Annotated in this window: 2 rRNA genes; both read left to right on the top strand. The window is 49.1% G+C overall.

Annotated features, from left to right (window positions below):
- Positions 1–656: ribosomal RNA gene (locus tag A3757_RS03640) — 23S ribosomal RNA — on the top strand; the annotation flags it as partial.
- Positions 657–823: 167 nt separating this feature from the next.
- Positions 824–938 (top strand): 5S ribosomal RNA (gene rrf, locus A3757_RS03645).
- Positions 939–1028: the final 90 nt, after the last annotated feature.

Genomic DNA, 1028 nt, shown 5'->3' on the forward strand with positions numbered 1-1028 from the left:
TGGGGCGGTCTCCTCCCAAAGAGTAACGGAGGAGCACGAAGGTGCGCTAAGCATGGTCGGACATCATGCGGTTAGTGTAATGGCATAAGCGCGCTTAACTGCGAGACAGACACGTCGAGCAGGTACGAAAGTAGGTCATAGTGATCCGGTGGTTCTGTATGGAAGGGCCATCGCTCAACGGATAAAAGGTACTCCGGGGATAACAGGCTGATACCGCCCAAGAGTTCACATCGACGGCGGTGTTTGGCACCTCGATGTCGGCTCATCACATCCTGGGGCTGAAGCCGGTCCCAAGGGTATGGCTGTTCGCCATTTAAAGTGGTACGCGAGCTGGGTTTAGAACGTCGTGAGACAGTTCGGTCCCTATCTGCCGTGGACGTTGGAAAATTGAGAAGAGCTGCTCCTAGTACGAGAGGACCGGAGTGGACGAACCCCTGGTGTTCGGGTTGTGTCGCCAGACGCATTGCCCGGTAGCTACGTTCGGACAGGATAACCGCTGAAAGCATCTAAGCGGGAAGCCCCCTTCAAGATAAGTTTTCCCTGGGAATTTAATTCCCCTAAAGAGCCGTTAAAGACTATGACGTTGATAGGCTGGGTGTGTAAGTGCGGTAACGTATTGAGCTAACCAGTACTAATTGCTCGTGAGGCTTAACTATATAACGCCCAAGTGGTTTTATAGTGAATGATTATTCGTACAACGACGGGTAACGCAAATTGGATATGAGTCTTCGTTAGACAGCAGAGATAAAATTAGCTATTACTTGCTATTGTTAAAGACGCAGAATTAAGTGTTGTTGATCAAGTATCAGCAACCGAAGTTTTGTCTGACGACCATAGAGCTTTGGAACCACCTGATCCCATCCCGAACTCAGAAGTGAAACGAAGCATCGCCGATGGTAGTGTGGGAGGTCCCATGTGAGAGTAGGTCATCGTCAGGCTTCTATTAGAAACCCCAGTAGGTCGTCCTACTGGGGTTTTTTATTGCCTGGTGAAAAGGCAAATTTAGAAAATATGAAAAAACCTTGGAG

Source organism: Oleiphilus sp. HI0117, assembly GCF_001635235.1.